Raw genomic sequence first — 1,356 nt, 5'->3', positions numbered from 1 at the left:
GGGGGCGGCGCTGGGGCCGGGACGCCGCACGGGAGCGCCGCGGTCCAGGGCGTCCGGGCGGGGCCGGGCCCGCCTCGCGGCCGTGCGGCCCCGCGTGCCCCGTACCGAGCCACCCCGTGCCACCCCGCGCCCCCGTGCGAGCGCTCCCCGCCCCGTGGGCCCGCTCCTAGGCTCGATCGCGGAACTGGGCTCATAACGCGGGCTGTTCGGGGCACACGCCTCGGCGGCAGACGCCCGACCCCGAGGGAGGGGCCGTGTTCGATACGGCAGAGCAGGCAGAGCGAGCGGACGTGATCATCGTCGGGGCCGGGGTGGCGGGCCTCTCGGCGGCGCATCACCTGGTCAGCGCGGGGGTGCCGGTCTCCGTCCTGGAGGCGGGACCCCGGGTCGGCGGGCGGATGGCGACCGAGGAGGTGGACGGCTTCCGGCTGGACCGGGTGGGCCGGCTGCTGAGCACCGCGCACCCCGAGCTGCGCCGCACCCCGGGCCTCGAAGGGCTCGCGCTGCGCCCCTTCGCACCCGGCGCGCTCGTGCACAGCGCGGGGCGGCTGCACCGGATCGGCGACGGCAGGCGCACCAGGGGCGCACTGACAGCCGCACGCGCCCTCGCGAGCGCCCCTCGTCCGTACGGGGCCGGGGTCCGCGCGCTCGACCAGGCGCGGCTCTCGGCCGTCCTCACCCGCCTCGCGCACGCCGACGACGCCCGGCTGAGCGCGCGCGAGGAGCGCACGGCGGCCGAGGCGCTCGTGGCGCAGGGCCTGCCCCGCCGCACCGCGCAGACCTTCCTGCGCCCGCTGCTGACGGCGCTGCTCCTCGACCCGGAGCTGTCCACGTCCTCGCGCGTCGCGGACTTCGCGCTGCGCGATTTCGCGCGGGGGCGGCTGTGCGTGCCGGAGGGCGGCTCGGGGGCCCTCGCCGAACGGCTCGCGGCGACGCTGCCGCCGGGCACGCTCCGTACCGGCGTGCACGTGACGGCGGCGTCCACGTCCGCCGTGACGACGAAGGAGCACGGCGAGATCGGCTGCCGCGCGCTGCTCGTGGCGACGGGGGCACGGGATGCCGCGGAGCTCCTGCCGGGCCTGCGCGTACCGCGCTTCCACGAGGTGACGGTCTTCCACCACAGCGCGCCCCTCGCGCCCGCGACGGGCTCCGCGCTGGTCCTGGACGGCGACCGCTCGGGCCCGGTCTCGCACACGGCGGTGCTGAGCGCGGTCGATCCGGGGCGCGCGCCCGCCGGGCGCACCCTCGTCTCCTCGACGGTCCCCGGGCGTCCGCCCGCCGGTCTCGACTCCCCGGTGCGGGCGCACCTGGCGGCGCTGTACGGGGTGCCGACCGGGGACTGGGAGCTGCTCGCCG

The 1,356-nt window shown here is 79.0% G+C and carries 1 protein-coding gene; it reads left to right on the top strand.

Annotated elements, in window-relative coordinates:
• Positions 1 to 290: 290 nt before the first annotated feature.
• A partial coding sequence (locus SSBG_RS22515) for an FAD-dependent oxidoreductase (RefSeq protein ID WP_037870422.1) occupies positions 291 to 1,356 on the top strand: 1,066 nt, incomplete at its 3' end.

It is taken from the genome of Streptomyces sp. SPB074, assembly GCF_000154905.1.
In the GTDB taxonomy this organism is placed as follows: domain Bacteria; phylum Actinomycetota; class Actinomycetes; order Streptomycetales; family Streptomycetaceae; genus Streptomyces.
The sequence above is the reverse complement of the archived record's forward strand: the minus strand, read 5'-3'. Positions and strand labels throughout refer to the sequence as shown.